Origin of the sequence: Arthrobacter cupressi, from assembly GCF_900099975.1 — a bacterium.
In the GTDB taxonomy this organism is placed as follows: domain Bacteria; phylum Actinomycetota; class Actinomycetes; order Actinomycetales; family Micrococcaceae; genus Arthrobacter; species Arthrobacter cupressi.
On record NZ_FNEI01000011.1, the window covers coordinates 44,227 to 68,596 of the forward strand.

A 24,370-nucleotide genomic window follows, 5' to 3' on the forward strand; every position below is an offset into this window, starting at 1 on the left:
CTACTTCGCCTGGGCCTTGATGGACTTCACAGCCTCGTTGAAGCCGCCGCTGGTCAGCGACGAACCGGAGACCTTGGACACGCTGAGCTCATCGAGCTTCTTTCCCACGATCTGGGCGGCAATGCCGTCCTTGAATTCGCCCTGGAATTTCCGGGTGTTGGGGTTGGTGGGGTGGGTGGTGATCTCGACGGCGGTGACGGTTCCACCCGCCAGGGTCAGCTGGACGCCCACGGTTTCGGTGCCGTTGGGCGATTCGTAGTGGCCGTCGGCACTGTAGGTGCCGTCCTTGTAGCCGCTTGTGCCGCCGGTGCCCGGGTCGGCGGATGCGGAGCCGCCGCTGGTGCTGGAGGAGGGTGTCTGGGCGGCGGTGGTTTGGCCGGACGGGGCCTGGGCGGTGGGCGCGCAAGCGGCCACCGTTGCGGTGAGGGAGAGTCCGGCGACCCCGGCGAGGAGGCCCTTGCGAAGTGGCGTGGTCATGATGTGCTCGTTTCAACTTGCGGGACGGGGTGGCAAAGCGGTTCATTCCTTTGACGTCCGAACCAGCGTATTGGTTCACCCTGTGCGCAGCTGCAGCCGGATCTGTGCCCAGGCTGTGACGCCGGCTGTTGCAATTCCTCCACTGGCAAGCCCCGACGGTACGCTAGACGGGTGACTCCCGAAGAACTCTCTGCCGCCATATCCGCCTGCCTGAAAGACGCCGTTGCCGCCGGCGACGTCGCCCTTTCCGAATCCGAGCTGCCGGATGAGGTGCGCGTGGAGCGACCCAAGAACCGGGAGCACGGTGACTGGGCCACGAACATCGCCCTGCAGCTGGCCAAGAAGGCCGGCACCAACCCGCGGGCCTTCGCGGAAATCCTGCGCACCCGGCTCAAGGAGATCAACGGCGTCACGGCCGTGGACATCGCCGGCCCGGGCTTCCTGAACATCACCGTGGACGCGGCCGCCGCCGGCGCCCTGGCCAAGGTCATTGTCGAGTCCGGACGCTCCTACGGAAGCAACCAGGCGCTCGCAGGCCACGTCGTCAACATGGAATTCGTCTCGGCCAACCCCACCGGTCCGCTGCACATCGGCCACACCCGCTGGGCCGCGCTCGGCGACTCGATCGCCCGCGTGCTGCGCGCCTCCGGTGCAGACGTCACGGCCGAGTACTACATCAACGACGCCGGCTCCCAGATGAACGTCTTCGCCAACTCGGTGCTGTCCCGCCTGCATGGCCGCGACGTTCCGGAGGGCGGCTACCCGGGCCAGTACATCGTGGAACTCGGCGACGAAGTGCTCAAGGCCCATCCCGCCATCCGCGAACTCACGGACGAGGCCGCGCTGCCGGTCATCCGCCAGGCCGCCTACGAGGCCCAGATGGCGGACATCAAGGCCACGCTCGCCGAATTCGGTGTGTCCTTCGACGTCTACTTCTCCGAGAAGGACCTGCACGACCACGGCGCCATCGAGTCCGCCGTCGCCCGCCTGCGCGAGCAGGGCCACGTGTTCGACAAGGACGGCGCGGTCTGGCTGCGCACCACCGACTTCGGTGACGACAAGGACCGCGTGATGATCCGCGCCAACGGCGAACCCACGTACTTCGCCGCCGACGCCGCCTACTACCTGTCCAAGAAGGACCGCGGCTTCCCGGAAAAGATCTACCTGCTCGGCGCGGACCACCACGGCTACATCAACCGCCTCAAGGCCATCGCCGCCTGCGCAGGCGATGATCCGGAAACCAACATCGAGGTCCTCATCGGCCAGCTGGTGTCGGTCAACGGTGCCAAGCTGTCCAAGCGTGCCGGCAACATCATCGAGCTCAAGGACCTCATCTCCTGGCTCGGCACCGACGCCGTGCGCTACTCCCTGGCCCGCTTCCCCGCGGACTCGCCGCTGACGCTGGACCCGGAACTGCTGAAGAAGAACAGCAACGAAAACCCGGTGTTCTACGTGCAGTACGCCCACGCCCGCTCCCGCGGCACGGCACGCAACGCGGCCGAGGCCGGCGTCGAACGCCAGGTCAACGGCGAGGACGCCTTCGACGCCTCCCTGCTGGACCACGCCACCGAAAACGAGCTCCTGTCCTACCTGGGCAGCTACCCCTCGATCGTGGCCAAGGCCGCCGAGTTCCGCGAACCGCACCGCGTGGCCCGCCACCTGGAAGTGATCGCCGGCGCCTACCACCGCTGGTACGACGCCTGCCGCGTCTCGCCGCAGGGCGAAGAACCCGTCCGCGACGTCAACCGGACCCGCCTGTGGCTCAACGACGCAACCAGCCAGGTCCTCGCCAACGGCCTCGAACTGCTGGGCGTTTCCGCGCCCGAACGGATGTGACCCCGATGACCGAAACAACAGGGGCCTCGCCCCTCGCCCCGGAATGGCTCGCCGTGCCGGCGGACCTCAACGCCCTGCACGCGCCCATGTGGGCGGCCGGTGTTGAAAGGAACGACGGCGGCGAGCTGGCCATCGACGGCATCCCCGTCAGCGAGCTCAAGGCACAGTTCGGCAGCCCGCTCTTCGTGATGAGCGAAACGGACTTCCGCGCCCGGGCCCGGGCCTTCAAGGACGCCTTCGACGCCGCGTTCGAGGACATCTGCGGGGGAGTGGACGTCTATTACGCCGGCAAGTCCTTCCTGTGCACGGCCGTGGCGTCCTGGGTCGCCGAGGAGGGCCTGCGCCTGGACACCTGTTCCGGCGGCGAACTCGCCGTGGCCGCCCGCGCCGGGATTGACGGCGCGAACCTTGGCCTGCACGGCAACAACAAGTCCGACGCCGAAATCAACCGGGCCCTGGACATGAAACTCGGCCGGATCGTCGTGGACAGCCTGGACGAACTCGAGCGCGTGGCCAAGATCGCCTCCGCCCGCGGCGAGGTGGCCAAGGTGATGCTGCGCCTGACTCCGGGCGTGCACGCGCACACCCACGAGTTCATCGCCACCGCGCACGAGGACCAGAAATTCGGCCTGTCCATGGCCGGGGACTCCACCGAGGAAGCAGGCCTTTCCGCCGCGGAAGAAGCCGTGGCCGCGGCCACGTCCTATGACAGCATTGAGCTGCTCGGCCTGCACTGCCACATCGGCTCGCAGATCTTCGAACCCGAAGGCTTCGCGCTGGCGGCCGAAAAGCTGCTGGTCTTCCTGGCCGCGATGCAGTCCAAGTACTCCATCGTGCTGCCTGAGCTCGATCTCGGCGGCGGCTACGGCATCGCCTACACCCCGGTGGACACGCCGCGCCCGGCAGCGGAGATCGCGCAGGCGATGGCCGCCGTCGTCCGTTCCAGCTGTGCTGGGCTGGGCATCAAGGCCCCGCGCATTTCGATCGAACCCGGCCGCGCGATCGTCGGCAGCAGCACCTTCACCCTGTACGAGACCGGCACCCTCAAAACGGTGCGTGTGGACGCCCCCGCGGGTGCGGACGGCGCGGAAAACGTTACGTTCCCGCGCCGCTATGTGTCGGTAGACGGCGGCATGAGCGATAACGCCCGTCCGGTGCTCTACGACGCGGATTATTCGGCCGTACTCGCCTCCCGGACGTCCCTGGCCGAACCGCAGCTGTCCCGAGTAGTGGGCAAACATTGCGAGAGCGGCGACATAGTTGTTAGAGATGTATATCTGCCCGCGGATGTGGCAGCCGGTGATTTGCTCGCAGTACCGGGTACCGGCGCCTACTGCTGGGCCCTCTCCAGCAACTACAACTACCTTGCCCGGCCGGGCGTCGTCGCTGTGCGCGGCGGAACGGCCCGGTGGATTGTCCGCGGGGAAACCGAAGAAGATCTGTTGAACCGCGACATGGGAGTGGCGAATGTCTGAAGTGCGCACCTTGAAAGTGGCCCTGCTGGGTTGTGGCAACGTCGGGGCACAGGTCGCGCGGATTCTGCTTGACGACGCCGAGGCCCTGGCCGCCCGCAGCGGTGCGCGCCTGGAACTCGCCGGGATCGCCGTACGCAACCTCGACGCCAAGCGCGACGTGGAGCTTCCGCGCGAACTGTTCACCACCGACGCCGACACCCTGGTCAAGGACGCCGACCTCGTCATCGAGCTGCTCGGCGGCATCGAACCGGCCCGCTCCCTGATCCTCACCGCCATCCAGAACGGCGCCTGCGTGGTCACCGGCAACAAGGCGCTGCTCGCCCAGGACGGCCCCACCCTCTACGAAGAGGCGGACAAGGCCGGTGTGCAGCTGTCCTACGAGGCCGCCGTCGCCGGTGCGATCCCGATCCTGCGCCCCATCCGCGACAGCCTCTCCGGAGACCGCATCACCCGCGTGCTCGGCATCGTCAACGGCACCACCAACTTCATCCTCGACCAGATGGACACCACCGGCGCGCAGTTCGCCGATGCCCTGGCCGAGGCGCAGCGCCTGGGCTACGCCGAGGCGGACCCGACGGCCGACGTCGAAGGCCACGACGCCGCCGCGAAGGCCGCCATCCTCGCGTCGCTGTCCTTCCACACCCGCTTCGCCCTGGAAAACGTCCACTGCGAAGGCATCACCAAGGTCACGGCGTCGGATATCGCTTCGGCAAAGGAAGCCGGCTTTGTCATCAAGCTGCTCGCTATTGCCGAGAAGCTGGTGGACGCCGACGGCGGCGAGGGAGTTTCGGTGCGCGTGCACCCGACGCTGCTGCCGCGCGAGCACCCGTTGGCCGCCGTCCGCGGCGCATTCAACGCCGTCTTCATCGAGGCCGAAAACGCCGGCGAACTGATGTTCTACGGCCAGGGCGCCGGCGGCACCCCGACGGCTTCGGCAGTGCTCGGCGACCTCGTCTCCGCTGCCCGGCGCCTGGTCCTGGGCGGCCCCGGCCGCACCGAAACCACCACCGGCCACGTCCCGGCACTGCCCGTGGAAGCTTCCGAGACCAGCTACTACATCGGCCTGGACGTCGCCGACCAGGCCGGCGTGCTGGCCCGGATCGCCCACATCTTTGCCGAGAACGGCGTCTCCATCGAAATCATGCGCCAGACCATCCACCGCGATGCCGCCTCGAACGTCGAGTCGGCTGAGCTGAAGATTGTCACGCACCGTGCATCCGAAGCCGCACTCGCGGCAACCGTCGAGGCCGTCAAGGCCCTCGACGTCATCAATTCCGTCACATCCGTACTGCGGGTAGAAGGGGTCTAAGTGGCTCACCAATGGCGCGGGGTAATCCGCGAATACGCTGAACGTCTGCCGGTCACGGAAGCCACCAAGGTCATCACCCTCGGCGAGGGCGGCACCCCGCTGGTCCACGCGGAGAAGCTCTCCGAGCTCACCGGATCCGTGGTGTACCTCAAGGTCGAAGGCATGAACCCCACCGGATCCTTCAAGGACCGCGGCATGACCATGGCAATGACCGCTGCCGTCGAAGCCGGGGCCAAGGCAGTGGTGTGCGCCTCCACCGGCAACACTTCCGCCTCCGCCGCGGCTTACGCCACGGCGGCCGGCCTGAAATGCGCCGTGCTGGTTCCCGAAGGCAAGATCTCAATGGGCAAGCTCAGCCAGGCGATCGCCCACGGCGCCACCCTGCTGCAGGTGGACGGCAACTTCGACAACTGCCTGGACATCGCCCGCAAGCTGGGCGAGTCTTACCCGGTGTTCCTGGTGAACTCAGTCAACCCGGCGCGTATCCAGGGCCAGAAGACCGGCGCCTTCGAGGTGGTCGACGCCCTGGGCGACGCCCCGGACATACACGTGCTGCCCGTCGGCAACGCCGGCAACATCAGCGCCTACTGGAAGGGTTACAAGGAGTACTCCGCTCCCTTCGAGTCCGGCACCGCGGGAACCCTCCCGGCCGTGTCCACCAAGACCCCGGCCATGTGGGGCTTCCAGGCCGCCGGTGCCGCGCCGTTCGTCGCCGGCCACCCGATCACCGAACCGGACACCATCGCCACCGCCATCCGCATCGGCAACCCGGCGTCCTGGGACACCGCCGTGGCCGCCCGCGATGAATCCGGCGGCCTCATCGAAGCCGTGACCGACGAGGAAATCCTGGACGCTCACCGCTGGCTCTCCTCCAAGGAAGGCGTCTTCGTGGAGCCCGGCTCCGCCGCCGGCGTCGCCGGCCTGATCAAGAAGCACGCCGCGGGCCAGGTGCCCACCGGCAAGACCATCGTCATCACCGTCACCGGCCACGGCCTGAAGGACCCGCAGTGGGCCCTGCGCACCGCCGACGGCAGCGATGTCCAGCCCGTCAGCGTTCCGAACGACGTCGTCTCCGTGGCAAACGAACTGGGCCTGGACGCCAAATAGCCTCCCGACGCAACACAGGACTGGAAGAAAACTAAGAGTGGAAACGACGCAGCCCGCCGCGGGCGAACTTACGACGCTCGCGGCGGGTCAGCAGCTGACCGTGCGGGTCCCCGGAACCAGCGCCAACCTCGGTCCCGGCTACGACAGCCTCGGCCTCGCGCTGTCCATCTACGACACCCTGACCGTGGAAACCCTGGACAACGGCGAGCTGGAATTCGAGCTCTCCGGCGAAGGCGCGGACACCCTGCCCCGCGATGCCAGCCACCTCGTAGTGCGTGCCATCAACACGGCCCTGGAGCGCCTGGGCTACCGGCACAACGGCCTGAAGATCACCGCGGACAACGTCAACCCGCACGGCCGCGGCCTCGGTTCCTCTGCCTCGGCCGTCGTCGCCGCCGTCACGGCCGCCAATGCGCTGGTCCCCGAAGCCGCGCAACGCGGCCGCGAATGGATCCTGCAGCTGACCAGCGAGATGGAAGGCCACCCGGACAACGTCGCTCCCGCGATTTTCGGCGGACTGGCGCTGTCCTGGCAGGACAGCGAGCAGTACAGCAGTGCCCGTGCCGACGTCGTTCCCTCCGTCATCCCGGTAGTGGCGGTTCCGGATTACGAACTTTCCACCGAAACCGCGCGCGGCCTGCTGCCCGCTTCGGTGGGACACCACGCCGCGGCCATGAACTCCGGCCGTGCCGCGCTGCTGATCCACGCGCTGACCAAGGCCCCGGAATTCCTGCTGCCCGCTACTGAGGACTACCTGCACCAGAGTTACCGGGCGGAGGCGATGCAGCCGAGCGCGAAGCTGATTGCCGCCCTCCGTTCAGCGGGACACGCTGCCGTTGTTTCCGGCGCAGGCCCCACTGTGCTGGCCCTGGCCCACGGCGAAGATGAGGCGGCCGTGGTCGCGTCGAGGATTTCGGCCTTTGCTGCGGACAACACACCTGGCGTGGCCTGGCGCGTGCTGACGCTGGCAGTGGACGTTGAAGGTGCTAGAGTGGAAATGCACCGGCGGTAAAACCGCGGGCAGTTCCCTGACATTGGACCCTGGCAACAGGTACGTTCCGTCTTCCACTGTGTCGAAGTCCCTGCCGGTGTCGTCTCCTTTTCGGCCTGTCGCAGGTACTGCAGATCGACTCTGCTCCCTTCAGCGCCAGCCCACGCCCCACGCCGGGGCATCGAAGACGCAATCAGAAGCGGCATTGCTGGCTCAACCAGCGGCAACGCCGACATCCCGGCTGCAGATCTGAACTGCAGTCCAGAACACATCATCGCGCCCGGCTCCAGTCCGGGCGACGTCGAGGGGGAAGGATCCTTCGTGACAGAAACCACTGAGCTGGCTCCAGCTGTGGACACAAACTCCGACGCAGCACCTGCCAAGAGCAGCGGCCTTGCCGGACTCAAGCTTGCGCAGCTGCAGGCCCTCGCCAGCCAGCTGGGTATTTCCGGCGGCTCCCGGATGCGCAAGGGCGACCTTGTTGCCGCCATTTCCGCGCACCGCGCGGGCGCCGGCGCCAGCAAGGCCCCGGCAAAGGCAAAGGCTGAAGCACCCGCAAAGGCTGAGGCGCCCGCCAAGACCGAGGCCAAGGCCGAAGCACCTGCGGCCGCTCCCGCCGAGGCCGCAGAAGCCGCGCCCCAGGAGGGCACCCGTGCCCGCGGCCGTGGCCGCAGCCGCCGCGCCACCAGCGACGGGGTAGTGGCAGCCCCGGCAGAAACCGCCGAGGCCGCAGCACCGGCCGCCGCCGTCGAAGCAGCCGCGCCCGCCGCGGCTCCCGCTGAGGGCGCTGAAGCGGCCGGTGAGCGCCGCCAGCCGCGCACCCGTAACCGCCGCCGCGGCGAAAACGCCGCTCCGGGAGCCGAGACCGCCGAGGCCACCGAAACCCGCCAGGCCGAGCAGGCCCAGGGCGAACGTCAGCCCCAGGGTGAGCGCCAGGCGCAGGGCGAGCAGCGCCGCACCGAGCAGGCCGCCGAAGCCGGCGAAGGCGCACAGCGCGAACGCCGGGACACCCGCACCCGTCGCGATGAGAACGACGGCGACGAAGGCGGCAGCCGCCGCAGCCGCCGCAACCGGCGCGACCGCAATGACCGCGGCGAGCAGAACGACCGCCGCGACGGCGGCACCCGCAGCGACCGTTTCCGTGACCGCAATGAGCGCCGCCGCGGCCGCAACCAGGGTCCCGATGTCGACGACGTCGAGATCACCGAGGACGACGTCCTGCTGCCGGTCGCCGGCATCCTGGATGTCCTGGAGAACTACGCGTTCATCCGCACCTCCGGCTACCTGCCCGGCGCCAACGACGTCTACGTCTCGCTCGCCCAGGTCAAGAAGTACAACCTGCGCAAGGGCGACGCCGTCGTCGGCGCGATCCGTGCCCCGCGCGACGGCGAGGACCGCAACCAGCAGTCCGCCCGCCAGAAGTTCAACGCCCTCGTCCGCGTCACGTCCGTCAACGGAAAGACCCCGGACGAGCTCAAGGACCGCGTCGAGTTCGCCAAGCTCGTGCCGCTGTACCCCTCCGAGCGGCTGCGCTTGGAGACCGACCCCAAGAAGATCGGCCCGCGCGTCATCGACCTCGTGGCCCCGATCGGCAAGGGCCAGCGCGGCCTGATCGTCTCCCCGCCCAAGGCCGGCAAGACCCTGATCCTGCAGTCCATCGCCAACGCGATCACCACCAACAACCCTGAGGTCCACCTCATGATGGTGCTCGTTGATGAACGTCCCGAAGAAGTCACGGACATGCAGCGCACGGTGAAGGGCGAGGTCATCGCCTCCACCTTCGACCGTCCCGCCGACGACCACACCACGGTTGCCGAGCTTTCCATCGAACGCGCCAAGCGCCTCGTGGAAATGGGCATGGACGTGGTTGTCCTCCTGGACTCCATGACCCGCCTGGGCCGTGCCTACAACCTGGCAGCACCGGCCTCGGGCCGCATCCTGTCCGGTGGTGTGGACTCCGCAGCCCTGTACCCGCCCAAGCGCTTCTTCGGTGCCGCCCGCAACATCGAAAACGGCGGCTCCCTGACCATCCTGGCAACGGCTCTCGTGGAGACCGGTTCCAAGATGGACGAGGTCATCTTCGAAGAGTTCAAGGGCACCGGCAACATGGAACTGCGCCTGTCCCGCCAGCTGGCCGACAAGCGGATCTTCCCCGCCGTGGACGTTAACGCCTCAGGTACCCGCCGCGAAGAGAACCTGCTTTCGGCCGAGGAAGTCAAGATCATGTGGAAGCTGCGCCGCGTCCTTTCCGGCCTGGAGCAGCAGCAGAGCCTTGAACTGCTGACCAACAAGATTCGGGAAACCGGCAGCAACGTTGAGTTCCTCATGCAGGTGCAGAAGACGACGCTGGGCGCTAAGTCGGACAACGACAAGTAGCTGTTTCCAGGGGCGGGGAGTCGGAACCTTCGCGTGGCTCGTCGCGCGGATTTTCCGCCCCCGCCCCTTCGCGTTGCGGCTGACGTACTGCGTACGTCAGCCGCAACGCTACGACAGCGGGTAAGGGCCTTCCCAACGCTCGCAAGCTCGCGTCGGGTCCCTCGGCCCGACCCTTACGGGCCACTCCCGGGGCGGAAAATCCGCGCGACGGCGTCGGGGCCAACCACCCGCTTTGGGCGCGGATTTCTGTGCCTACTAAACTTGGCGCAGAACGAAAGAGGTTTGGAAAATGTTTGAGTCCGTACAGGGATTGCTTGATGAGCATGCTGCCATCCAGGCACAGCTGAGCGATCCTGCTGTTTATGCCGACCAGTCCCTGGCCCGGAAGCTGGGGCGCCGTTCCGCGCAGCTGCAGGGCATCGTGGAGGCGTACAACAGGTGGCGCGGACTCACCGACGACCTCGAGGCCGCCAAGGAAATGGCTGCCGAGGATCCCGACTTCGCCGCCGAGGTGGAGCAGATCGAGGAAAAGCTCCCCGTCGCGCAGGAGAAGCTGCGCCGGCTGCTGATCCCGCGCGACCCCGACGACGCCCGCAACGTGATCATCGAAGTCAAGGGCGGTGAAGGCGGCGAGGAAGCAGCCCTGTTCGCCGCCGACCTGCTGCGCATGTACACCCGCTACGCCGAAGCCCGCGGCTGGAAGACCGAGCTCATTTCCTCCACGGAATCGGATCTGGGCGGCTACAAGGACGCCCAGATGGCCATCAAGGGCTCCTCCAACGATCCCGCCGAGGGCGTCTGGGCCCGGCTGAAGTTCGAAGGCGGCGTGCACCGCGTGCAGCGCGTCCCCGCCACCGAGTCCCAGGGCCGCATCCACACCTCGGCCGCCGGTGTGCTGGTGTTCCCCGAAGTGGACGAGCCCGAAGAGATCGAGATCAACCAGAACGACCTCAAGATCGACGTGTACCGTTCCTCCGGCCCCGGGGGACAGTCGGTGAACACCACGGACTCCGCCGTGCGCATCACCCACCTGCCCACGGGCATCGTGGTGGCCATGCAGAACGAGAAGTCCCAGCTGCAGAACCGCGAAGCGGCCATGCGCGTGCTCCGTGCCCGCCTCCTGGCGCACCAGCAGGAGCAGTTGGACGCCGAAAGCGCCGAGCACCGCAAGTCCCAGATCCGCACCATGGACCGCTCGGAACGCATCCGCACCTACAACTTCCCGGAAAACCGCATCGCGGACCACCGCACCGGCTACAAGTCCTACAACCTGGACGCCGTCATGAACGGCGACCTGGAACCGGTCATCCAGTCCGCCATCGAGATGGACGAACAGGCCCGCCTGGACGCCATCGGCGAATAGCAGCCGGCCCGGACCATGGCTCTTGACAGCGGGCAGCGCCTCGCGGACGCCGTCCGCGAGGCGACTGCCGTCCTCAGCGATGCAGGCGTCCCCACGCCGCGGGTCGACGCCGAACTCCTGGCCGACCACCTCCTCGGCGTCGGCCTCGGCCGGCTGCGGGCAATGCTGCTCGGCGATTTCCCGGCACCGGAGGGCTACGGCGAACTGGTGGCCGAGCGCGCCAGGCGCGTACCGCTCCAGCACATCACCGGCGTCGCGCATTTCCGGTACCTGACCCTCGCCGTAGGGCCCGGTGTGTTCATTCCCCGTCCCGAGACGGAAACCGTCGTGCAGCTGGTCATCGACCGGCTCGCGGGAACGGAACGGCCGAAGGTCGTGGACCTGGGCACCGGTTCGGGCGCGATTGCCGCCTCCGTGGCGCACGAAGTGCCTGGCGCGGAAGTCCACGCGGTCGAGTTCAGCGCCTTCGCGCATGCCTGGGCTGCGAAGAACCTTCAGCCGCTGGGCGTGAAACTCATCCAGGGCGACCTGCGCGATGCCCTGCCCGAACACAACGGCAGCTTCGACGTCGTCGTGTCCAATCCGCCCTATATCCCGGCGGAAGCCATTCCGAACGAACCCGAAGTGGCCCTGCACGATCCCCCCGAGGCGCTGTACGGCGGGGGAGCGGACGGCATGGACCTCCCGACGGCGGCAGCCGCCTCCGCGGCGCGGCTGCTGAAACCGGGGGGCTACTTCGTGATGGAACACGCCGAGGTGCAGTCGGAATGGATCGCGCGGCACCTGCGGGAAGCGGGCTGCTGGAGCGAAGTCACCTCGCACACGGACCTGAACGGGAAGCAGCGGGCAACCAGCGCGGTCTTGTCGCCGGGCGCCCCGCGGGAATGAAAGAATAACGCAGTGACCACTAGCTACGACTGCACCTCAGAGGAAGAACGCGCCGGCGGAATCGACCACGCCCAGCGCGCCATCAGCGAGAAGAAATGCATCGTGATGCCCACGGACACCGTGTACGGCATCGCCGCCGACGCGTTTTCGCCGCAGGCCGTGACCATGCTGCTCGTCTCCAAGGGCCGCAGCCGGCAGATGCCGCCGCCGGTGCTGATTCCGCGCCTGGGTGCCCTGGACGGGCTGGCCACCGAGGTTTTCGATGAGGCCCGCAAGCTGGCCGAGACGTTCTGGCCGGGCGGACTGACGCTGATCTTCCACGCCCAGCCCTCCCTGGACTGGGATCTCGGCGAGACCCGGGGCACCGTGGCCCTGCGGATGCCCGACGACGAGATCGCTCTCGAACTCCTCAACCGCACGGGCCCGCTGGCGGTTTCCTCCGCGAACCGCACCGGCCAGACGGCGGCCCGCACCGCGGCCGAAGCGCAGGAGCAGTTGGCGGAGTCCGTGGAGGTCTACCTCGAAGCCGGCCTGCGGCCCGTCGAGGGAGACGAAGGGGTGCCGTCCACGATCGTTGACGCAACCTCGCTGCCGCTGCGCGTGGTGCGCGAAGGTGCGGTTTCCCTTGAACAGCTCCGGCAGTTGGTCCCCGGTGTCCTCGCCTTGGGCGAAGTGGCACCCGAGCCCATGCCTGAGGCCGAAGCCGTGCCGCTGCCGCCGGAAGAGCCGCAGGAAGCTGACGAGCCGCAGGAAGCGCCCGAGGAAGCGGCGCCCGAGGAAGCGGCGCCCGCGGCCGGCGAGACCGTCGGCGACGCCGTCGACGAGACCGTCGCCGAGGCAGTGGCGGACGCCCTGGCGGACGAGGACGCAGCGCAGGACGCCCAAGGTCCGCTGGAACCTGAACGGCCGCTGGAAACTGAGGCACCGGCGTCGGACGCCGATGAATCCCAGCCTGGCAACCCACTATCCAAGGGGCCTGCTGCCGGATGACTCTTGGGCGGGCACATGGGGGCAGGGCGGCTTCGGACAGGGTGGACCGCATGGAATTGAAGAAGGACCGCGTCCCCTTCCTGGATGTTGACGTCACCGCGCTGCGCGTGGACGAACTTTTGGAGGTGCTCGGCGGCTTCCTCGCCGACGGCAGCACCAGGCTCATCGTGGGCCACAACCTGCACAGCATCACGCTGCTGCATTCCCGGCCGGACTTCCGTGCCCTCTATGAGCGCGGCGACGTGATCCTGCCGGACGGCGCACCCGTGGCCATGCTTTGGGGCAAGGCCCACGGCCGCCCCACCCGGCGGGCAGCCATGGACTACCGCCTTGGATCCACCGACTGGCTGCCGGAACTTGGCCGGCTGCGGGGGCTGGAACGCATCGCCGTCGTGGGGGCCGGCGCGGAGGCGAACGCCAAGGCCGTGGACAGGCTGCGCCGGGTGGTTCCCGGCGCGGAGGTCGCCGGACGGCCGGGCGAAGCCTGGGACGAAGCCAAGGAAAACGCTGCCGTCGCATGGCTGGGGGAGTTCCGGCCGCAACTGGTGCTGTTCGGACTCGGCATGCCGCTGCAGGAATCGGTGCTCCTGCGCCGCCTGGATGAGCTGCCGCCAGCGGTATACGCCGCCGTCGGCGGTGCCATTGAGCAGCTGGGTGGCGTCCAGAAACTCGCGCCGCGCTGGCTTGGCCGGCTCGGCTTGGAATGGGCGTGGCGCCTGCTGCTGCATCCGGGTCGCGTGGCTTACCGGGTGTTCGGCGAACCCTGGGTCCTGCTCGGCCTGCTGCTGCGCAAACGGCTCGTCCGCCGCTGAAGGCCCGCTAGAACTTCTGCTGGTCCAGCGGGCCGAAGCCCTTGCCGCGCAGGCCCGCGGAGAACGCGCGGAACCATTCGGCGAGCCCACGGAAGTCCCCCCGCGGAAGGAAATAGCCGAGGTATCCGCCGACGTCGGCCACCAGCGACTTCACGCGGCGGTACCGGCGGATGAGGTAACCGCGGTTCCGGTAGTAGAAGTAGCGCTTGAAGGCCCCTTCCGGCACGATCACATGCCAGCGGGCGCCGAAGACGTGCTTCGTCTCGGAGAAAGCGTGGGGGTGGCTGATCGACGCCGTCGCCACCGTGCCGAACCGGACGCCCGCCTTCCGCAGACGGATCATGAAGTCCACTTCGTCGCCCCGGATGAACAGCCGGATGTCCGGCACGCCCACCTTGAAGAAGACATCCGAACGGATCAGCGCGCCGTTGAAGAAATGCCCGACGTCGGGCAGGAACCCCGCCTTCTCGACCTCGGCCCGGTCATGGGTCACCTTGCCGTCGATCCGGAAGAAGAAGGACAGCTTGTCCGGCTGCCCGGGCGCCAGCACCAGCGGCACCACGGCGTCAAGGTTGCGGGCTTCCGCCTCGCGCAGCAGCGTTTCGAGGCAGGAAGGGTCGGTGGGTTCGGCGTCGTCGTCCATGATCCAGACCCATTCGGCGCCGCTGGCCACGGCCTTGAGGATGGCCAGCGCGAATCCGCCGGCGCCGCCGAGGTTGGCCTCGGACCGCACATAGTCCACGGCTGGGTGTTTCGCCGCGACCTCGCGGGCCGGGACGGTGCCGCTGTCCACCAGGCAAACGGCCTGCACCGGGGCGCTCTGGGCCTGGATCGCATCGAGCAGGACGGCCAGTTCGCGCGGGCGGTCGAAGGTCACGGCGGCAACGGCAACCGGCACGGGCATGAAGGGATCCTTCCGGAGCGGCAGAGGGTCACACCGGCTCGCCCTGAGGGCGCGAGTGCCGGAGCGCGGCTGCTGTTGCCGCTAGTATCTTGGACAGAGTCCAACTGTAGTACAGCAATATCCGGCGGTGCGCAGGGCGTTGCAGGCATCTCCTGCAACGCATCGCAAAGGGCGCAAACCATCACCGTCTCCAGGAGCCGCCACTTGATCATGTATTCCCTCATGATGCTGACGGCTGCCGTGGTGGCGTACGCGACCACGTGGGGCGCGCGGTTCCTGGCGAAGAAGATGCGGTTGTTCGGGCCCATCCGCAGCCGGGACATGCATTCCGTGCCGATCTCCCGACTGGGCGGGCTTGGACTCTGCGCCGGTTTTGCCGTCGCCCTGGTGGTGGCCAGCAACTCCTTCTTCGTCAAGGACATCTTCCGGGGCAACACGGCGCCGTGGGGGATCCTCGCCGGGGTGCTGGTGATCGTCGCCGTCGGCCTCGCCGACGACCTCCTGGACATCCGCTGGTGGATCAAGCTGATCGGCCAGGCCCTGGCCGCGACAGTGGTGGCTGTGTGGGGCGTACGGATGACCGTCATTCCCTTCATCCCCGAGCCCATCCACATCGAGTCCGAAGCGGCCCGGATCGTCATCACCGCCCTGCTGATCGTTACCACAATGAACGCCGTCAACTTCATCGACGGCCTGGACGGGCTTGCTGCAGGCGTGGCAGCCATCGGGGGAGTGGCGTTCTTCCTCACCGCCTACTGGGTGCACCGTAACGCGGTCCTGCTGGACCGCTCCGACCTCGCGGCGCTGCTCATGGCGATCCTCGTGGGTTGCTGCATCGGTTTCCTGCCGCACAACTGGTTTCCGGCCCGGATCTTCATGGGAGACTCCGGCGCCATGCTGCTCGGCCTGGTGATGGCCTCGGCCGGTATCGTCTCCACGGGGCAGATCAGTTCCGGGCTCTACGACCGCGTGAACGGTATTCCCACGATCATCCCCATCCTGTTGCCGTTCGCGGTCCTGTCCCTGCCGCTGCTGGACCTGGGGCTCGCCGTCGTCCGACGCACCGCACGCGGACAGTCGCCCTGGTCCGCCGACCGCGGCCACCTGCACCACAAGCTCATTGAGCTGGGCCACTCGCACCGCACCGCCGTCGTAATGATGTACGTCTGGACCGCGATCCTGGCCTTCGGCGGCCTGGCCTTCGCGATCTTCCCGTGGCAGCTCGTGCTCACCGCTGATATTGCTGCCGCACTCGTCATGGCGGTGGTGACTGCATGGCCTTACTTTGCCCGCAGGGGCAGCCGGACCCGGCAGTGACGGCGCGTTAACATCACAGTTCTATCTCATGTAGAATTCTTGGTGCGGGCAGTCACTCGCACGCGCACCCACCCTCTTTGAGACCTGGCATCCCCTGCCTCGACGATTGGCATCCCCATGACTTCCAACGCCGACGGACATCAGTCCACGCAGTCCGGCGTTGCTGTTTCCGGAAGCTCACTGTGGCTCAGGCTCCTGGTCCAGAGCACGACGGCGGCCCTGCTGGCCCTCGCCGTCACCGCGGTAATCGCCGCGGTGCTGGACGGTGGCCAGAGTGCCCTGTCCGTCGCCTTCGGGGGTGCGCTGGTGATCGTGTTCTTCGCGATCAGCCTCCTGATCGGCCACTTCGTCGGACGTAACAATCCCTCGGGCGCCGTCGGACTCTTCGTAGCCACCTATTTCATCAAGGTCATCGGCTTCGCCGTCGTCCTCTTTGCTGTGGGCGCCCCGGAGTGGCTGAACGGCCGCTGGTTCATGATTGCGGCGGTCGTGACAGTCGTCGTCTGGCAGGCCGCGGAGATCCGCGGGTTCAGCAAGTCCCGGCTGCAGATTTACAACGACCCCTCGCCGGACGAAGGAGGCACGCGTGGCAAAGCCTGAACGCCATCCCCGGAAGACCATTCCCGCCGCCTCCGGCCCCACGAATTCCGCTGAAGAAGCCAAGGACGGAAAGGATGCCGGATACAACGCCGGCATGGCCGTCTTCAGCTACATCATCGGCGGAATCATAGTCTGGAGTTTGATAGGGTGGGGACTGGATTATCTGTGGGGGACCCGCTGGATCGTGCTCCTAGGCGCTCTGCTTGGAGCCGCAGGGGGATTTTACCTTTCCCATATGCACGGCCTCACCCGTCAAGGCTCTTCTTCGGGTGGGAGCGCAGCAGACCGCGGCCCGTCCCAGGACGGGGCACAGTAATGCCAAATAATTTCACACGGGAAGTGGCCGCCGGCAACGCGGACCGATTCTCACCAAAGCCCAATGATGGACACTGCAGAGAGGAAACGCGTTGATCGCGCTTGCGCTCCCGGCCCAGGATTCAGGGACCTTCACCCCTCCCGGAATCGACGAAATGCACCTGCCGGCTATCCTGCCGTGGGGTGCGCACGAAGGATTCTCCAAGCAGATGCTGCTGGTCATCCTCTCGGTCGTAATTATCGCCACCTTCTTCATCCTTGCTGCACGCAAGCAGCAGCTGGTTCCCGGCAAGCTGCAGTTCGCAGGCGAGATGGCCTACGGCTTCGTCCGTAACAGCATCGCCAAGGACATCATTGGCGGCCGCGACTTCATGAAGTACGTGCCGCTGCTGTTCTCGCTGTTCTTCTTCATCCTCGTGAACAACATCTACGGCGCCATCCCGCTGATCCAGCTGCCGAGCTTCTCCCACGTGGGCGGCGCCTACGTGCTGGCAGGCCTGGTCTACTTCACCTGGATCGGCATCGGCCTGAAGAAGAACGGCATCAAGTACTTCAAGCTCGCGACGGTTCCGTCCGGCGTGCCGTGGTACATCCTGCCGATCGTTGTTCCGATCGAAATCATCTCCAACTTCCTGGTCCGCCCGGTCACGCACAGTCTCCGTCTCTTCGCGACCATGCTCGCCGGCCACCTGATCGTCATGCTCGCCGGCTCCGGCATCGAGTTCCTCATCATGCAGGAGAACGTCCTCCTGAAGGGCACCTCGGTCCTGGTCCTCGTCGGTGCGATCGCCATGTACATGCTGGAGGCACTGATCATGGCCCTGCAGGCCTACGTGTTCACCCTGCTGACCGCGATCTACATCGAAGGCGCTCTGCACGCCGACAGCCACTAAGGCACCCACAGACTTCCCCTTCGCGGGGATGAAGCAAACCAAACAACCTGCCATGCACATGGCATCTTGAAAGGAAAAAAATGGAAGGCAATCTCAACCTCGTAGGTTACGGTCTGTCCGCAATCGGCGGTGGTATCGGTGTTGGTCTCGTGTTCGCGGCTTACATCAACGGTGTTGCTCGTCAGCCTGAGGCCCAGCGCGTGCTGCAGCCGATCGCGTTCCTTGGTCTGGCTCTGACTGAAGCCCTCGCCATCCTCGGTCTGGTCTTCGCTTTCGTTCTCTAGTCGTTCCCTGGAACGAAGCGAACCAGCACACGAGTAGAAAGGACGGGTAAATCATGAAACAGCTGATTGTCTCAGCCGCCACTGAAGGTGGAGAGACCAACCCGCTGATGCCCAACCCCTGGGAAATGGGTGTCGTTCTCGTCGGCTTTGCTGTCCTCCTGTTCATCGTGGTCAAGTTCATTGTCCCGATGTTCGAGAAGACCTTCGCAGAGCGCGCCGAAGCGATCGAAGGCGGCATTGCCAAGGCTGAAAAGGCCCAGGCCGAAGCTTCTGCAGCTCTCGAAGAGTACAAGCAGCAGCTCACCGATGCCCGTGCCGAAGCCAACCGTATCCGCGAGGAAGCCCGCGCCGAAGGTGCACAGATCCTTGCGGACCTGAAGGCCAAGGCTGCTGCCGAGTCCGCTCGTATCACCGAGCAGGCCCACGCCCAGATCGAATCCGAGCGCCAGGCGGCTGTTGTTGCCCTGCGCTCCGAGGTGGGCACGCTGGCCACGACTCTGGCAGGACGCATCGTGGGCGAAGCGCTCAGCGATGACGAGCGTTCCGCCCGCGTGGTGGACCGCTTCCTGGCAGATCTGGAGACCCAGAACGCAGGTGCAGCTAAGTAATGGCAGGTGTATCGAGCGAATCGCTGACCACGGCGCTGGAGCAGTTGGAAGCCAAGCTTCCGCTCGCCTCGCTGCAGTTGGCTAGGGAACTCTTCGGAATCCTGGGAACGGTAGACAGCTCGGCTGGCTTGCGCCGCGCCCTGACTGACCCCTCCCGCAGCGGAGAAGAGAAGTCGGCGCTGGTCAAGCAGCTGTTTGGCGGGAAAGTCTCCGCTGATGCTGCGGAAATCGCGTCCGGACTGGCCGGCTCACGCTGGGCAGACGCACGTGACATCGGCGATGCACTCGAGACTCTTGCCGCCACGGTGGTCATCGCCGTGGCTGAAAACAAGTCGGCCGTTTCTGCCTCCGGATTCACGGGGCTGGAAGAGCTGGAGAACGAACTGTTTGCTTTCAAGCAGGCCGTTGCTTCCAGCCACGATGTACAAGCTGCTCTGGCAGAGCCGCAGGCTTCCGCAGCAGCGAAGGTTGCTCTTGCCGGAAAACTGGTTCCGGGTGCCAGTGAGGAAGCCAAGCTCCTCATTGGCCAGGCGGTGTCCCAGCCGCGCGGCGTCAAGGCAGTCAAGCTCATCGACAGCTTCGCAGCACTTGCTGCCAAGCGCCGGCAGCGCTGGATTGCGACCGTCAGCGTCACCCGTCCGCTGACGGAAACGCAGGCCAGCCGCCTGCAGGCCGGGCTCGATGCCCTCTACGGCCGCGATCTGAAGGTCAACGTCAACGTTGACCCGGCGTTGATCGGCGGAATCCGGGTCCAGGTGGGTGACGAAGTGCTTGACGCTTCGGTCGTGTCCCGCCTGTCCGAACTCCGCCGTCAACTCGCCGGCTAGCCGGACAAGAACAACTAACTGATACAAAACCCGGTCATCGTGGGCAACGATGACCACGAAAACAGGAGAGCAGGGACTGCAGATGGCCGAATTGACCATCAACGCCGACGACGTCCGTAATGCGTTGAACGAGTTCGCGGCGTCCTACGAACCCGGTAACGCCGAGCGCGTAGAGGTTGGTCGTGTGACCGCCGCAAGTGACGGCATCGCCCGTGTTGAGGGTCTTCCCTCGGTCATGGCGAACGAGCTGCTTCGCTTCGAAGACGGCACCCTGGGCCTCGCCCAGAACCTCGACGTCCGCGAGATCGGTGTCATCATCCTCGGTGACTTCACCGGTATTGAAGAGGGCCAGGAAGTCCACCGCACCGGTGAAATCCTGTCCGTCCCGGTGGGCGATGCCTTCCTCGGCCGCGTTGTCGACCCGCTGGGCCAGCCGATCGACGACCTCGGCGAGATCAAGGCTGAAACCACCCGTGCGCTGGAACTCCAGGCCCCGGGCGTGACCCAGCGCAAGTCGGTCCACGAGCCGATGCAGACCGGCCTCAAGGCCATCGACGCCATGATCCCGATCGGCCGCGGCCAGCGCCAGCTGATCATCGGTGACCGCCAGACCGGCAAGACCGCCATCGCCGTGGACACCATCATCAACCAGAAGGCCAACTGGGCTTCGGGTGACGTCAAGAAGCAGGTCCGCTGCATCTACGTCGGTGTCGGCCAGAAGGCTTCCACCATCGCCGCAGTCCGCCAGACCCTGGAAGACCACGGCGCCCTGGAGTACACCACCATCGTGGCCTCCCCGGCATCCGACCCCGCAGGCTTCAAGTACCTGGCACCCTACGCGGGTTCTGCCATTGGCCAGCACTGGATGTACGGGGGCAAGCACGTCCTGGTGATCTTCGATGACCTGTCCAAGCAGGCCGAAGCCTACCGTGCAGTGTCCCTGCTCCTTCGCCGTCCGCCGGGACGCGAAGCCTACCCGGGTGACGTCTTCTACTTGCACTCCCGCCTGCTGGAGCGTTGCGCCAAGCTCTCCGACGAGCTCGGTGCAGGTTCCATGACCGGCCTGCCGATCGTGGAAACCAAGGCGAACGACGTTTCCGCCTACATCCCGACCAACGTCATCTCCATCACGGATGGTCAGATCTTCCTCCAGTCGGACCTCTTCAACGCCAACCAGCGCCCCGCTGTTGACGTCGGTGTGTCCGTCTCCCGCGTGGGTGGCTCGGCCCAGGTCAAGTCCATGAAGAAGGTCTCCGGTACCTTGAAGCTGGACCTGGCCCAGTACCGCGACATGCAGGCTTTCGCGATGTTCGCATCCGACCTGGATGCCGCATCCCGCCAGCAGCTGACCCGTGGCGCCCGCCTGATGGAACTGCTCAAGCAGGGCCAGTACGCGCCGTTCCCGGTCGAGGACCAGGTTGTGTCCATCTGGGCCGGCACCAACGGCTACCTGGACGACGTTCCGGTCGAGGACATCAGCCGCTTCGAGGCTGAGTTCCTGGAGCACCTCAAGCACAAGTCCTCCATCCTGACCACGCTGGCTCAGACCAACGTCCTGGATGACGACACCCTGGAAGCGCTGAAGTCCTCCATCACCGACTTCAAGAAGGGCTTCTTCGGCGAAGGCGACAACCGTCTGGTTGGCGCCGGCCACGAAGAGCACGAAGCGATCTCCGGCGGCGAAGTCGACCAGGAAAAGATCGTCAAGCAGAAGCGCTAGTTCCGTTGACCGGTCCGGCCGGGGCGGAAACGCCCCGGCCGGACCGGCACCGGGATCTTAGGAAAGGATAAGTATGGGAGCCCAGATCCGGGTCTACCGCCAGAAGATCAGCTCGACGACGTCGATGCGCAAGATCTTCAAGGCGATGGAACTGATCGCTACCTCGCGCATCGGTAAGGCCCGCGCCCGCGTTGCAGCTTCGCTGCCGTATGCCAATGCGATTACCCGTGCCGTTTCTGCTGTCGCAAGCCAGAACGAAATCGATCACCCGCTCGTCACCGAGCCGGAGAAGATCCGCCGCGCTGCCGTCCTGGTCATCACCTCTGACCGCGGCCTGGCCGGTTCCTACTCCGCCAGCGTGCTCAAGCAGGCTGAAGGACTCAACGAACTCCTCCGTGCCGAAGGCAAGGAAGTCAAGACCTACATCTTCGGCCGCAAGGCCCAGGCGTACTTCGACTTCCGCGGCCGCTCCTACGCCCGCGTGTGGACCGGCGGAACGGACGCACCGGAGTTCGAGACGGCGCAGGAAATCGGCGCCGCCCTGCTCGATGAGTTCGCCACCGACTACGCGGAAGGCGGCGTGGACGAAATTCACGTCGTGTACACCCGCTTCAAGTCGATGGTGACGCAGGAGCCCACCGTGGTCCGCCTTCTTCCGCTGGAAGTCGAAGAGCAGGCGGTCACCGAATCGGAGCTGCTGCCGCTGTATGAGTTCGAGCCGGAAGCCGAGCAGGTCCTCGACGCCCTGCTGCCGCGCTACATCGAGTCCCGCATCTTCGCAGCCATGCTGCAGGCCGCAGCGTCCGAGCTTGCAGCCCGCCAGCGTGCGATGAAGTCGGCCGGTGACAACGCGACCGAGCTGATCAAGAAGTACACGCGACTGCGCAACACGGCCCGCCAGGCCGAAATCACGCAGGAACTGTCCGAGATCGTGGCCGGCGCCGACGCCCTCAGCGCGTAGCCGCCGGTGCATGGCCCGGCGCCAGCCGCAGCTGCACCAAACAGATAAACTTAACCCCACGCCATCTACCGAATGAAGTGAGAGAGATGACTGCCACCGCTACCGAGCACGTAGCCGCAACGACCGGTGCCACCGGCCGCATTGCCCGTGTCATTGGCCCGGTTGTCGACGTCGAATTCCCGGCCGACGCAATCCCCGAGATCTACAACGCACTTACCACCGAGATCACCCTCAACGGTGAGACCAAGACCATCACTTTCGAGACCTCCCAGCACCTGGGCGACAACCTCGTTCGTGCCATCTCCCTGCAGGCCACCGACGGCCTGGTCCGCGGCACCTCCGTGCAGGACTCCGGCGCTCCGATCTCCGTGCCTGTCGGCGACGGCGTCAAGGGCCACATCTTCAACGTCCTGGGCAAGCCGCTGGACGTCGACGAGTCCGAGATCAAGGCCGATGACCACTGGCCGATCCACCGCAAGGCTCCGTCCTTCGCGCAGCTCGAAGGTTCCACCGAGATGCTGGAAACCGGCATCAAGGTCATCGACCTCCTGACCCCCTACATCAAGGGTGGAAAGATCGGTCTGTTCGGTGGCGCCGGCGTCGGCAAGACCGTTCTGATCCAGGAAATGATCACCCGTGTTGCCCGCAACTTCGGTGGTACTTCCGTGTTCGCCGGTGTCGGCGAGCGTACCCGTGAAGGCAACGACCTCTGGGTTGAAATGGACGAGGCCGGCGTTCTGAAGGACACCGCCCTTGTGTTCGGCCAGATGGACGAGCCGCCGGGAACGCGTCTGCGCGTGGCGCTGTCCGCCCTGACCATGGCGGAGTACTTCCGCGATGTCCAGAACCAGGACGTGCTGCTCTTCATCGACAACATCTTCCGCTTCACCCAGGCCGGTTCCGAGGTGTCGACCCTGCTGGGCCGCATGCCTTCCGCCGTGGGTTACCAGCCGAACCTGGCCGACGAGATGGGTCTCCTCCAGGAGCGCATCACCTCGACCAAGGGCCACTCCATCACCTCGATGCAGGCCATCTACGTCCCGGCTGACGACTACACCGACCCGGCACCGGCGACCACCTTCGCCCACTTGGACGCCACCACGGAACTCTCCCGTGAAATCGCCTCCCGTGGCCTGTACCCGGCCGTGGACCCGCTGACCTCCACCTCGCGAATCCTCGACCCGCAGTACATCGGCAAGGACCACTACGACACCGCTGTGCGCGTGAAGCAGATCCTGCAGAAGAACAAGGAACTCCAGGACATCATCGCCATCCTCGGTGTCGACGAACTGTCCGAAGAAGACAAGATCGTGGTGGCACGTGCCCGCCGCATCCAGCAGTTCCTCTCCCAGAACACCTACACTGCCAAGCAGTTCACCGGTGTCGAGGGCTCGACGGTTTCCATCAAGGACACCATCGAGGGCTTCAAGGCCATCTGCGACGGCGACGTCGACCACATCGCGGAGCAGGCGTTCTTCAACGTCGGCGCCATGGATGACGTCGAGCGCCAGTGGGCCAAGATCCAGGAACAGACCAAGTAGCATGGCTGAGCTCGAGGTTGAGATTGTAGCGGCGGACCACTTCGTGTGGTCCGGCGCGGCCAAGATGGTCAAGGCCCGCACCAGCGATGGTGAAATCGGAATCCTGCCGGGCCACTCGCCGCTGCTCGCCATCCTGGCCGAGGGCGAGCTGGCAATCGAGCCGGTTTCCGGGGACCGCATCGCGGTGACGGTCGACGGCGGATTCTTCTCCGTCGACAACAACCGGGTGGTCATTGTTGCTGACAACGCCCAGCTGGGCGAATCAGCTACTGCGGGGATCCGATAGCACGACCTTGATGGACGATTCTGTTTTTCCGTTCATCATCCTGGCAAGTGCCTTTGGCCTGCTTGTTTTGACACTGTGCCTCGTGGGGGTGCGCCGCTTCAATCTGCGGCGCGCCCTCGGCACGGTGGACGCCTCCATCTGCATGGCTGGAAACAGCTGGCGGATGGGGGTTTGTCGTTATCAGGACTCAGAGCTGGAATGGTTCAGCCTCCTGTCCCTGAGCTTCCGGCCGCGGCACAGCTTCAAGCGCAGCTCGCTTGAGCTGCTCGGGCGGCGGAAGCCCAGCGAGGTGGAGCTGACCAAGCTGCAGCCCGACGTCGTGGTGGTTGAACTGCGGCACGAAGGGGAGTCCTTCATGCTGGCCATGCGCTTTGAAGCCTATGCGGGGCTGTCCTCCTGGCTGGAGGCCGGTCCGGTGATCGGAGTCGGAACCTGGCGCTGATTCCAGGAAGCATAAAAAGAAAGACCCGGGCGGGTGCCCGGGTCTTTC

The 24,370-nt window shown here is 66.1% G+C and carries 24 protein-coding genes; 22 read left to right on the plus strand and 2 right to left on the minus strand.

The genetic code is table 11. From position 1 onward, the window contains the following. Positions 1–477 carry an FMN-binding protein gene (locus tag BLP88_RS13175; protein WP_074589863.1) on the minus strand — a complete coding sequence of 159 codons (477 nt, stop codon included), beginning with the start codon at positions 475–477 and terminating at the stop codon, positions 1–3. 171 nt (positions 478–648) lie between these two features. Between BLP88_RS13175 and argS the strand changes: the two genes are divergently transcribed. The 10 genes from argS (at position 649) to BLP88_RS13225 (ending at position 13,624) form a co-directional block, all read left to right on the plus strand. Beyond that, on the plus strand, positions 649–2,313 hold the full coding sequence (argS, locus tag BLP88_RS13180) for an arginine--tRNA ligase (RefSeq protein ID WP_074589864.1): 1,665 nt from the start codon (positions 649–651) through the stop codon (positions 2,311–2,313). A gap of 5 nt (positions 2,314–2,318) precedes the next feature. Next, a complete protein-coding gene (lysA, locus tag BLP88_RS13185) occupies positions 2,319–3,788 on the plus strand; it encodes a diaminopimelate decarboxylase (RefSeq protein WP_074589866.1) in 1,470 nt (489 codons plus the stop codon). Beyond that, positions 3,781–5,097, plus strand: coding sequence for a homoserine dehydrogenase (locus BLP88_RS13190; protein ID WP_074589868.1), 1,317 nt, complete (start codon positions 3,781–3,783; stop codon positions 5,095–5,097). The genes lysA and BLP88_RS13190 overlap by 8 nt, the downstream gene beginning before the upstream one ends. Then, positions 5,098–6,204, plus strand: coding sequence for a threonine synthase (thrC, locus tag BLP88_RS13195; RefSeq protein ID WP_074589869.1), 1,107 nt, complete (start codon positions 5,098–5,100; stop codon positions 6,202–6,204). It abuts the gene before it with no gap. Between the two features lie 37 nt (positions 6,205–6,241). After that, positions 6,242–7,216 (plus strand): homoserine kinase, encoded by a 975-nt coding sequence (thrB, locus tag BLP88_RS13200; RefSeq protein WP_074589871.1) that lies wholly within the window; start codon positions 6,242–6,244, stop codon positions 7,214–7,216. A gap of 300 nt (positions 7,217–7,516) precedes the next feature. After that, the gene (gene rho / locus BLP88_RS13205) at positions 7,517–9,571 is read left to right on the plus strand and encodes a transcription termination factor Rho (RefSeq protein ID WP_074589873.1); all 2,055 of its coding nucleotides are present in this window, start codon (positions 7,517–7,519) and stop codon (positions 9,569–9,571) included. A gap of 289 nt (positions 9,572–9,860) precedes the next feature. Next, positions 9,861–10,934, plus strand: coding sequence for a peptide chain release factor 1 (gene prfA, locus BLP88_RS13210; RefSeq protein ID WP_074589875.1), 1,074 nt, complete (start codon positions 9,861–9,863; stop codon positions 10,932–10,934). Positions 10,935–10,949: 15 nt separating this feature from the next. Beyond that, on the plus strand, positions 10,950–11,822 hold the full coding sequence (gene prmC / locus BLP88_RS13215; protein WP_074589876.1) for a peptide chain release factor N(5)-glutamine methyltransferase: 873 nt from the start codon (positions 10,950–10,952) through the stop codon (positions 11,820–11,822). A gap of 12 nt (positions 11,823–11,834) precedes the next feature. Further along, positions 11,835–12,812 carry an L-threonylcarbamoyladenylate synthase gene (locus tag BLP88_RS13220; protein ID WP_074589878.1) on the plus strand — a complete coding sequence of 326 codons (978 nt, stop codon included), beginning with the start codon at positions 11,835–11,837 and terminating at the stop codon, positions 12,810–12,812. Between the two features lie 50 nt (positions 12,813–12,862). Beyond that, the gene (locus BLP88_RS13225) at positions 12,863–13,624 is read left to right on the plus strand and encodes a WecB/TagA/CpsF family glycosyltransferase (protein ID WP_074589879.1); all 762 of its coding nucleotides are present in this window, start codon (positions 12,863–12,865) and stop codon (positions 13,622–13,624) included. A 7-nt stretch (positions 13,625–13,631) separates the two neighbouring features. Here BLP88_RS13225 and BLP88_RS13230 read toward each other — a convergent pair whose 3' ends face one another. Beyond that, a complete protein-coding gene (locus tag BLP88_RS13230) occupies positions 13,632–14,528 on the minus strand; it encodes a glycosyltransferase (protein WP_074589881.1) in 897 nt (298 codons plus the stop codon). Between the two features lie 204 nt (positions 14,529–14,732). On the opposite strand from BLP88_RS13230, the gene BLP88_RS13235 reads away from it, so the two are divergent. The 12 genes from BLP88_RS13235 to BLP88_RS13290 all read left to right on the plus strand — a co-directional run bounded on the left by BLP88_RS13235 (position 14,733) and on the right by BLP88_RS13290 (position 24,322). After that, entirely contained in the window at positions 14,733–15,845 is a 1,113-nt protein-coding gene (locus BLP88_RS13235; protein ID WP_074589883.1) for an MraY family glycosyltransferase, read from the plus strand. A 117-nt stretch (positions 15,846–15,962) separates the two neighbouring features. Then, positions 15,963–16,445, plus strand: a complete 483-nt coding sequence (locus tag BLP88_RS13240; RefSeq protein ID WP_074589884.1) for a Cg1360 family ATP-synthase-associated protein — start codon at positions 15,963–15,965, stop codon at positions 16,443–16,445. After that, positions 16,432–16,761, plus strand: a complete 330-nt coding sequence (locus BLP88_RS13245; protein WP_373366879.1) for a hypothetical protein — start codon at positions 16,432–16,434, stop codon at positions 16,759–16,761. The genes BLP88_RS13240 and BLP88_RS13245 overlap by 14 nt, the downstream gene beginning before the upstream one ends. Positions 16,762–16,852: 91 nt before the next feature. Beyond that, positions 16,853–17,653: a F0F1 ATP synthase subunit A gene (gene atpB, locus BLP88_RS13250; RefSeq protein ID WP_074589886.1), complete on the plus strand. Its 801-nt coding sequence runs from the start codon at positions 16,853–16,855 to the stop codon at positions 17,651–17,653. An 80-nt stretch (positions 17,654–17,733) separates the two neighbouring features. Then, the gene (gene atpE, locus BLP88_RS13255; protein ID WP_009356484.1) at positions 17,734–17,937 is read left to right on the plus strand and encodes an ATP synthase F0 subunit C; all 204 of its coding nucleotides are present in this window, start codon (positions 17,734–17,736) and stop codon (positions 17,935–17,937) included. 53 nt (positions 17,938–17,990) lie between these two features. Next, positions 17,991–18,545 (plus strand): F0F1 ATP synthase subunit B, encoded by a 555-nt coding sequence (locus BLP88_RS13260; RefSeq protein ID WP_074589888.1) that lies wholly within the window; start codon positions 17,991–17,993, stop codon positions 18,543–18,545. Then, positions 18,545–19,372: a F0F1 ATP synthase subunit delta gene (locus BLP88_RS13265; protein WP_074589890.1), complete on the plus strand. Its 828-nt coding sequence runs from the start codon at positions 18,545–18,547 to the stop codon at positions 19,370–19,372. Before BLP88_RS13260 ends, BLP88_RS13265 begins: the two co-directional genes overlap by 1 nt. Positions 19,373–19,454: 82 nt before the next feature. Next, positions 19,455–21,092 (plus strand): F0F1 ATP synthase subunit alpha, encoded by a 1,638-nt coding sequence (gene atpA, locus BLP88_RS13270; RefSeq protein ID WP_074589892.1) that lies wholly within the window; start codon positions 19,455–19,457, stop codon positions 21,090–21,092. Positions 21,093–21,165: 73 nt separating this feature from the next. After that, the gene (locus tag BLP88_RS13275) at positions 21,166–22,053 is read left to right on the plus strand and encodes a F0F1 ATP synthase subunit gamma (protein ID WP_074589893.1); all 888 of its coding nucleotides are present in this window, start codon (positions 21,166–21,168) and stop codon (positions 22,051–22,053) included. An 86-nt stretch (positions 22,054–22,139) separates the two neighbouring features. After that, entirely contained in the window at positions 22,140–23,594 is a 1,455-nt protein-coding gene (gene atpD / locus BLP88_RS13280) for a F0F1 ATP synthase subunit beta (RefSeq protein WP_074589895.1), read from the plus strand. Position 23,595: 1 nt separating this feature from the next. Continuing rightward, on the plus strand, positions 23,596–23,880 hold the full coding sequence (locus tag BLP88_RS13285) for a F0F1 ATP synthase subunit epsilon (RefSeq protein WP_074589897.1): 285 nt from the start codon (positions 23,596–23,598) through the stop codon (positions 23,878–23,880). A gap of 10 nt (positions 23,881–23,890) precedes the next feature. Beyond that, positions 23,891–24,322 (plus strand): DUF2550 domain-containing protein, encoded by a 432-nt coding sequence (locus BLP88_RS13290; protein WP_074589899.1) that lies wholly within the window; start codon positions 23,891–23,893, stop codon positions 24,320–24,322. Positions 24,323–24,370 lie beyond the last annotated feature (48 nt).

What these genes read in the sequence shown, in the direction of transcription:
- BLP88_RS13175 (WP_074589863.1), bottom strand. Translation starts at nt 477, where the DNA reads ATGACCACGCCACTTCGCAAGGGCCTCCTCGCCGGGGTCGCCGGACTC.
- lysA (WP_074589866.1), top strand. Translation starts at nt 2,319, where the DNA reads ATGACCGAAACAACAGGGGCCTCGCCCCTCGCCCCGGAATGGCTCGCC.
- BLP88_RS13190 (WP_074589868.1), top strand. Translation starts at nt 3,781, where the DNA reads ATGTCTGAAGTGCGCACCTTGAAAGTGGCCCTGCTGGGTTGTGGCAAC.
- prfA (WP_074589875.1), top strand. Translation starts at nt 9,861, where the DNA reads ATGTTTGAGTCCGTACAGGGATTGCTTGATGAGCATGCTGCCATCCAG.
- prmC (WP_074589876.1), top strand. Translation starts at nt 10,950, where the DNA reads ATGGCTCTTGACAGCGGGCAGCGCCTCGCGGACGCCGTCCGCGAGGCG.
- BLP88_RS13225 (WP_074589879.1), top strand. Translation starts at nt 12,863, where the DNA reads ATGGAATTGAAGAAGGACCGCGTCCCCTTCCTGGATGTTGACGTCACC.
- BLP88_RS13230 (WP_074589881.1), bottom strand. Translation starts at nt 14,528, where the DNA reads ATGCCCGTGCCGGTTGCCGTTGCCGCCGTGACCTTCGACCGCCCGCGC.
- BLP88_RS13240 (WP_074589884.1), top strand. Translation starts at nt 15,963, where the DNA reads ATGACTTCCAACGCCGACGGACATCAGTCCACGCAGTCCGGCGTTGCT.
- atpE (WP_009356484.1), top strand. Translation starts at nt 17,734, where the DNA reads ATGGAAGGCAATCTCAACCTCGTAGGTTACGGTCTGTCCGCAATCGGC.
- BLP88_RS13260 (WP_074589888.1), top strand. Translation starts at nt 17,991, where the DNA reads ATGAAACAGCTGATTGTCTCAGCCGCCACTGAAGGTGGAGAGACCAAC.
- BLP88_RS13265 (WP_074589890.1), top strand. Translation starts at nt 18,545, where the DNA reads ATGGCAGGTGTATCGAGCGAATCGCTGACCACGGCGCTGGAGCAGTTG.
- atpA (WP_074589892.1), top strand. Translation starts at nt 19,455, where the DNA reads ATGGCCGAATTGACCATCAACGCCGACGACGTCCGTAATGCGTTGAAC.
- BLP88_RS13275 (WP_074589893.1), top strand. Translation starts at nt 21,166, where the DNA reads ATGGGAGCCCAGATCCGGGTCTACCGCCAGAAGATCAGCTCGACGACG.
- atpD (WP_074589895.1), top strand. Translation starts at nt 22,140, where the DNA reads ATGACTGCCACCGCTACCGAGCACGTAGCCGCAACGACCGGTGCCACC.
- BLP88_RS13285 (WP_074589897.1), top strand. Translation starts at nt 23,596, where the DNA reads ATGGCTGAGCTCGAGGTTGAGATTGTAGCGGCGGACCACTTCGTGTGG.
- BLP88_RS13290 (WP_074589899.1), top strand. Translation starts at nt 23,891, where the DNA reads ATGGACGATTCTGTTTTTCCGTTCATCATCCTGGCAAGTGCCTTTGGC.